Annotated in this window: 11 protein-coding genes; all 11 read left to right on the forward strand. The window is 34.3% G+C overall.

Going from position 1 to position 7,447, the window contains the following annotated elements; translation table 11 throughout:
- On the forward strand, positions 1–300 hold a 300-nt coding region (locus tag ACKI2W_RS03160; protein ID WP_407379146.1), incomplete at its 5' end, for a zinc ribbon domain-containing protein.
- Between the two features lie 132 nt (positions 301–432).
- Positions 433–1,881, forward strand: a complete 1,449-nt coding sequence (locus tag ACKI2W_RS03165; RefSeq protein ID WP_407379148.1) for an RtcB family protein — start codon at positions 433–435, stop codon at positions 1,879–1,881.
- Positions 1,882–1,888: 7 nt separating this feature from the next.
- Positions 1,889–2,644 carry an S-methyl-5'-thioadenosine phosphorylase gene (gene mtnP, locus ACKI2W_RS03170; RefSeq protein WP_407379150.1) on the forward strand — a complete coding sequence of 252 codons (756 nt, stop codon included), beginning with the start codon at positions 1,889–1,891 and terminating at the stop codon, positions 2,642–2,644.
- Positions 2,645–2,656: 12 nt separating this feature from the next.
- On the forward strand, positions 2,657–3,226 hold the full coding sequence (locus ACKI2W_RS03175; protein ID WP_407379152.1) for a flavodoxin family protein: 570 nt from the start codon (positions 2,657–2,659) through the stop codon (positions 3,224–3,226).
- A complete protein-coding gene (locus tag ACKI2W_RS03180; protein WP_407379154.1) occupies positions 3,227–3,550 on the forward strand; it encodes a NifB/NifX family molybdenum-iron cluster-binding protein in 324 nt (107 codons plus the stop codon).
- Positions 3,551–3,867: 317 nt separating this feature from the next.
- A complete protein-coding gene (locus tag ACKI2W_RS03185; RefSeq protein WP_407379156.1) occupies positions 3,868–3,999 on the forward strand; it encodes a hypothetical protein in 132 nt (43 codons plus the stop codon).
- A complete protein-coding gene (locus ACKI2W_RS03190) occupies positions 4,000–4,560 on the forward strand; it encodes a hypothetical protein (protein ID WP_407379158.1) in 561 nt (186 codons plus the stop codon).
- A complete protein-coding gene (locus ACKI2W_RS03195; protein ID WP_407379161.1) occupies positions 4,560–4,964 on the forward strand; it encodes a thioredoxin family protein in 405 nt (134 codons plus the stop codon). The genes ACKI2W_RS03190 and ACKI2W_RS03195 overlap by 1 nt, the downstream gene beginning before the upstream one ends.
- Positions 4,965–5,555 (forward strand): cytochrome c biogenesis CcdA family protein, encoded by a 591-nt coding sequence (locus tag ACKI2W_RS03200; RefSeq protein ID WP_407379163.1) that lies wholly within the window; start codon positions 4,965–4,967, stop codon positions 5,553–5,555.
- Positions 5,556–5,840: 285 nt separating this feature from the next.
- Positions 5,841–6,422 carry a 30S ribosomal protein S3ae gene (locus ACKI2W_RS03205; protein ID WP_407379165.1) on the forward strand — a complete coding sequence of 194 codons (582 nt, stop codon included), beginning with the start codon at positions 5,841–5,843 and terminating at the stop codon, positions 6,420–6,422.
- Between the two features lie 706 nt (positions 6,423–7,128).
- Positions 7,129–7,329: a hypothetical protein gene (locus ACKI2W_RS03210; protein WP_407379167.1), complete on the forward strand. Its 201-nt coding sequence runs from the start codon at positions 7,129–7,131 to the stop codon at positions 7,327–7,329.
- The last annotated feature ends 118 nt before the right edge of the window (positions 7,330–7,447 follow it).

Here is a 7,447-nt window from a genome sequence, read left to right on the forward strand (position 1 = left end):
ACTAACAAAATCCTGATAGGAGGCGAACAAAACATGGTATTTCCACTATCCCAGTTCATACCACGACTAAAAAACAAATTCGAGTGGTACAAACCTGATGCAGAGGGTGTAGTGTTTGTTGATGCTAAAAATACCAGTAAAACATGTCATCACTGCGGACACATAAACAAGGATTTAGATGTTAAAACAAGAAACTGGATTTGCCCAAAATGCGGTAAAAAACTTGATAGGGACATAAATGCCAGTATTAATATATTGAACCGGTGGTGCCCCGGGGATAGCCTAGAAAATACTCAATAAACCGATTGAGTGAAAAAAAATAATCTAGGAATCCTCGCCTTCTATAAGGCGAGGTTGTTCAACTGAACAATTAAGGTAAATTATTTAATCAATTAGCCCAATATATTAAAACATACTAAACTCGTGATTTTTATGACTATCAAAGATGAAATTAAAAAAGTTAGGGATAATGTTTATGAAGTTCCTGGAAGCTACAACAAGAAAATGAGAGCTTCCGGAAGATTATATATTGCTGATGAAAGCTTTGAAGTCCTTGAAGAAGGTGCAGTACAGCAGATAGTTAATGTAGCATGCCTGCCTGGAGTATATAAATACTCAATTGCAATGCCTGATGTCCATTTCGGATACGGCTTTCCTATAGGTGGGGTTGCAGCATTCCGCTTAAGAAACGGTATTGTATCTCCCGGCGGTGTAGGTTTTGACATTAACTGTGGTGTCAGGCTAATCAAATCCAATCTGACTTTAGAGGACATTGAAGACCACATGGACGAACTTGTGGAGGTATTGTTCAAAAATATTCCGTCAGGTGTGGGATCCAAAGGAAAAGTCAGGCTTAATGAAAATGAAATCAATGACGTACTGGATTACGGTGCGGAATGGGCTGTTGAAAACGGATATGGATGGAAAGAGGATTTGGAAGTTCTTGAGGAAAACGGAAGAATGGTGGATGCAGATTCATCTGAAGTAAGTGACAAGGCCAAAAAAAGAGGAATTCCGCAATTGGGTTCTTTAGGTTCAGGTAATCACTTCCTTGAAATTCAGGTCGTTGATGAAATCTACAATGAGAAAGTTGCCGAAGTCTACGGATTGAAAAAGGGAATGATTGTTGTCATGGTCCATACAGGTTCCCGTGGATGCGGACACCAGGTATGTTCCGATTACTTAAGAATAATGGATAAAGCATATAAAAATTATAAAATCGATATTGCTGACAGACAGCTTGCATGCGCTCCGCTTGATTCTGAAGAAGCACTAAGCTACCTGAAGGCAATGTGTGCTGCAGCAAATTATGCATGGGCAAACAGGCAGATGATTACCCATTGGATTCGTGAATCATTCGAGGAAGTATTGGGAAAAACCGCCCGTGAGATGGATATGCAGATTGTTTATGATGTTGCCCACAACATTGCAAAAATGGAAACCCATGACTTCAAGGGAAGCGATGTCGAACTGCTTGTTCACAGAAAAGGGGCAACCCGTGCATTTGGTCCCGGCCGTGAAGAGGTTCCTGAAAAGTATCGTGAAGTCGGCCAGCCTGTACTGATTCCTGGAACCATGGGAACAGCTTCATACGTATTGCACGGAACCGATGTTGCAATGGAAGAAACCTTCGGTTCAACCGCACACGGTGCCGGAAGAATACTTTCACGTTCACAGGCCAAAAAGGACTACAATCCTGATGATATCGTCAATAATATGGAAAGCAACGGAATCAAAATCAGGGCAACATCCAAGCATGTCATTGCTGAAGAGGCACCTGGTGCTTACAAGGATGTTGACAGCGTAGTTCGCGTATCTGACTCAACAGGAATCGCCAAACTTGTTGCAAAAGTAAAACCGTTGGCAGTTACTAAAGGATAGTCGTAAAATGATTGGAATTATTGGTGGAAGTGGGGTTTATGAGATAACCTCCAAAGCGGACAATGTGGAAAAAAAGATAGTCAGCACAGATTACGGTGATGTTGAAGTATCTATTCTGGATATTTTCGAAAAAAAAGTCGCATTCATCCCAAGGCACGCTTCAGGACACAGCATTCCCCCACACAAAATCAATTTCAGAGCAAATATTGACGCACTTAAAAAGGTTGGCGTAACCCAGATTATAGCAACAAACTCTGTAGGGTCTATGAATCTGGAAATGCCTCCTGGATCATTTGTCATTCCGGATGACTTTTTGGATTTTTCTGAAAATAGGGATAAAACTTTCTATGAAAATAAGGTAGTGCATATAGATGTAACAGAGCCATATTGCCCAACTTTGAAAGAAATTTTAAACGAATCAGGTGATGTCATAATTGGAGGAACCTATGTCTGCACACAGGGTCCTAGATTTGAAACCCCTGCTGAAATCAAAATGTTTAAGATGCTTGGCGGGGATTTGGTTGGAATGACAGGCCTTCCTGAAGTAACGCTTGCAAGAGAACGCGAAATGTGCTATAATTCAATTTGTATAGTTTCAAATTACGCATCAGGGATTTCTGAAAGCGAACTGACTATTGATGAAGTGTTTGAAATGGTTGAAGCTCGCCAGAATGATTTACTGGAACTGATTTATAATTTCATTAAAAATGCAGAGGATAAAGACTGTAGCTGTCACCATGCACTTGACGGCGCTGAAGTTTAGTGAGGGTTAATTATGGCTAAGGTAATATTGTTATGTGGATCTCCAAGAAAGGACAGCAATACGCTTGACGTTTTGGAAGTCTGTGCCAAGGAAATTGAAAAAAATGGTGTCGAAGCAGAAATCATTTCCCTGAGGGGAAAGAAGATTCACTCCTGCGTTGCATGTCTTACATGCGGCGAAACTGGAAACTGTGCACTTAACGACGGATTGGATGAAATAATCGATAAGATTCGTGAAGCTGACGGATTCATTCCTGCAGCGCCGGTTTACTTTGGAACTGCACGTGGAGATATCATGTCTGCCCTTCAAAGGATTGGTAAAGTATCAAGATCCTGCGATAAATTCCTCTCCTGGAAAGTCGGAGGTCCTATTGCTGTTGGAAGACGTGGAGGCATGACATTAACATTGCAGGAAATGACCATGTTTTTCCCAATCAATAACATGATTATTGCTGGAAGCACATATTGGAATATGGTTATTGCAGGTGAGGAAGGAACCGCATTTGAAGACACGGAAGGAATAGAGACAATAAAATTATTCGGTGAAAATGTCGCAAAAATAATAAAGAAATTAGGTGATTAAATGAAAATAGCTGTTGTATCATCAAATGGTGTTGATGTTGATTTGCATCTTGGAAAAGGTTATTCATTATATGTCTATGAATACGAAGACGATGATTTGACTTTCATTGAACACAGGGAAGTGGACATAGACCTTGAAAGTCAGCATCAGGGAAGTAAAGTAATCAAGGCTTGCGAAGATTGTGATGTTATTATTGCTGTTCAATTCGGATTCAAATCCAAAATCAAAGCGGATGAATTAAACATCAAACTCGTAAGCGATGAGGGATCTGTTGATGAAGTTTTAAAATCATACATTGACCATTATAATTTCATGAAAAATTAAGCTTGTCTATGACAAGCACACCCCATTACCATGTCAGTTAGAGATTATTTGAATTTCAATTACTTAATACTTTTTCCGGGGAACTTACAAAAAATGGATGTTATTTTCTCACTGACTAATAGAAGTTCTAATTATTGCTTAAAAAAATAAAATAATAATTATTTAATATTTTTGGGTATTTGAATATATAATATAATTAATTTATCAAATTAAAGATTATTCTTTTTGTTCAAATATTTGAACAAGTTTTATATATTAATTGTTCATCTATTTGAATAGGTATAGGTTTATTTATCTAAATTGTATAATATTATAATATGTCTGAAATAAGTTGGTTTGCTTTTGAAAATAAGGATTTGGATTTTCCGATTTACAGGAAAAATCCTCATGTTCCCAAATGGGGATGGATTGTACTCTTTATTGCTTTGGTCATTGGATTCATATTCTAGATGGGATTTTCAATTTATTCCGCAATATTGGCATGCGCAATTCCTTTAATTCCATTGCTTTATTTTTTGAAATGGGATTATAAGGCAATATTTCAAAAGCCTAAGCTCAGTGAAGTTGGCCTTGCTGTAGCGCTTTTTGTAGGATATATGGTATATGCATTGCTTATTGCATCTGTTTTAGATGGTGTCGGAATAACGGGCGGGGATTTGATAGATTCAGCCACAGTAACTGTGATGTCTCTTCCTCCTTTGATATTTTCACTGATGGGAGAGGAGCTAATCAAGTTCATTCCTTTCATCTTTTTCATGAGGCTTGCATATAAATATTCAAATAAACGTAAGCTTTCAGTAATACTGTCAATGATGATTGTGATGGTATTTTTCGCATCATTGCATGCATTTGACCTTAACACGTTCATGTTTGCATTGGTTGTACAGGGTTTAGGTTCAATATTTGAGTTTTTCGGTTATATCAAAACAAAAAACATCTTAATTTCATACATTACGCATCTATGCACGGATGTTTTCATTTTCTCTCTTGCAATAATTGGGGTGGCATAATGAAAAGAATAATGTTAATAATATTGGTTTTAGTTATTTTAACGGCAGGCGTCTCATCAAGTTTTGCCAGTGATGCCTTAAACAGCACTGATGATTTCACACAAGCTATTAATCAGGCACAAACAGAAAACAAAAATATTGTAGTTATTTTTGAACAGGATGGCTGTGTCTACTGTGATATCTTAAAGGAAAATACTCTCATTGATTCAAGAGTCATTGACGAGCTTAACAGTAATTTTATTTTGGCCTTTGTTGATATTAATGAATATCCTGAACTTGCAGCCAAATACGAGGTATATGGAACTCCAACAATATCAATATTGGATTCCAGCCAGCAGCAAATAGGCAGAATCGAAGGCTATGTTGATGCTGATGACTTTTTAGAAATGCTTCAGGGGGTTTAAATGGAAATATTTCCCCTGATTTCTTTTTTTACTGGAGTAATTTCAATTTTGTCTCCATGCATCCTTCCGATTTTACCGATATTTATTGGATTTAATTTGAAATCAAGGACAAAGCGGGAAATCCTCTTATTTGGCTTCGGGCTTTTTTCAATATTTGCTGTAATAATATTTCTCACGGCATTTTTCACTTCATTAGTATATAAATATATTATATATGTAAGAATTGCATCAGCAGCTTTGCTTCTGATTATAGGAATTTCAATGCTTTTGGACTTTTCATTCAATTTCATCAGGATATCTCCTGGAAAAGATGCAGGATCTTTCATGCTGGGCTTTTTAACATCCGTTGCCTGGGTTCCATGCTACAGCGCTTATCTGATTTCACTTATTTCACTTCTGGTTACAACAGCAGATTCCTTATTCGTCACTTTCAATATAATATTATATTGTTTGGGCTTTGGGCTTGCAATAGTGGCTTTAAGTTTCATATTATCAAAAATCAACATAGAATCATTAATTGAAAGGACAGCATATATTCCAAAAGTTTTTGCTATATTAATAATTATAAGTGCAGTCTATCTGTTGATATAATTTTTAACAATATTTATATACCATGAATAAAATATGTAATAATAACCTTTATGGGTGGGTTTTAATTAAATAAAACTTTATTACAAATTATTCTTTAAATAATGTGAGAAGAACTCACAATAGTCGAATAAGAGATTATAGATTTATAATCTGTTATAATTTCATTTTATAGATTATTTTATGTAAGATTACAGAAATACTCTATTTGGAGACTATTTTTCAAAATTAAATAGCAATTCGCTAAATATAATTATAAATATTTTAAAATAAAAAACGGTTGATATAATGGCAAAAGCAAAATCAAGACGTAGAGTACGTGACACTTGGAAAGAAAAATCATGGTATACTATTAAAACACCATTAATGTTTGAAGAAAAAGAAATTGGGGAAACCCCAGCTAAAGATGCGGATCTCTTAATCGGAAGAGGAGTAGAAGTCACAATGAGAGAATTAACCGGTGACTTTTCAAAACAATACATCAAACTCAGATTTGAAATCGATAATGTAGCTGGAGATGTAGCAACCACCAAATTCACAGGTCACAAAACCACTACTGATTACGTAAGAAGTATGATTAGAAGAGGAACATCCAGAATCGATTCTTCCACTATTGTAAAAACTAAAGATGATCGCAGAATTAAACTTCATGTCTTAGCTGTAACTATCAGAAGAGCTAAATCTTCCCAACAAAAATACATGAGACAAGTAATTGAAGAGTTACTTAAAGAAACTGCAGCTGAAAGAACTTATGAAGAATTAGTTAAATCATCTGTAAATGGTAAATTAGCATCTGAAATTTACCACACTGCTAAAAAAATCTACCCACTTAAAAGAGTGGAAATTATCAAAAGTAAAGTAATCAAATAGATTACTTTTTTTACTTCTTTTTTTCAATATTTTTCATTTTTCAATGGAAATTAGTTTATTTTTTTATTTTGTTATTATTTTGTTTGTAATTTTTACATGTTATTGCTGCTTGGTTGAACATGTTCGTATGCTTTCAAATGATATGGCTATAACATGATGTGGGTGTTTATAGTGGGTTATTATTTTTTAAAAGAATTGGTAGTATTTTAATTTTAAAATAACTTATTTTCAAATGCTTTTTCTTTTTTTTCTATGTCTTATTTTAAGAATAATCTTTATTTTTTCATTATTTTTTCATGGATTGTTTAATTGTAAAATATTGGGACTGTCAACAGAAATGTTGGTGAAAAAGTCAAAAAATCGAAAATGAATATTTAGCAGTATTTTTAACTTTAGATTAATTAAAATTATTCATTTAACATTTGTTGTTTTAATAGACTTTAGAATCTTATTTTATTTGTTTTTATTAATTTTATTTTTTTTAACGAAGATTTAAATAGAAACTTTTATTAACAAGTGGATTTTTTTTTCAAAAATTTTCAGGAAATCTGTCATTTTTTGCTGAAAAATGCTATTGAAAATTTGCTTTATTTTTTGATTTCTATATGAAATATTTATTGTTTTTTTAAGATATAAATTTATAATTGGTTATTTTTGAAAAAAAGAAAGAATAAGCTTATATAATAGAAGAAACTTTATTATAATTATGCTAACTAAAAACAATAATAAAGCTCTTCCAATCAATAATGTGTTGGATGTGCAACAAAAACTTTTCGGTTTTGAAAATTTTGATCATGGAAAAGCTAAAAAAAGAAAAAAGAGAACCTGCGGTCGAAAAAAAGAAAACCAGTCTACATTCGATGTTGGAAAATACAAAGATCCAGGGGAGTGTCCGTTTTGGTACTGATGCTTAGTTTTCGTTGATTGTTGCACATCGTTTTATCCATCTTATGTTATTTAGTGTTATTCTGATTAATAGTCCTCGATATGTTTTGAATATTTTTTTGATGCGTCCAGGTAGTGTG

The sequence above is a fragment of the Methanobrevibacter sp. genome (assembly GCF_045603845.1).
Lineage (GTDB): Archaea > Methanobacteriota > Methanobacteria > Methanobacteriales > Methanobacteriaceae > Methanocatella.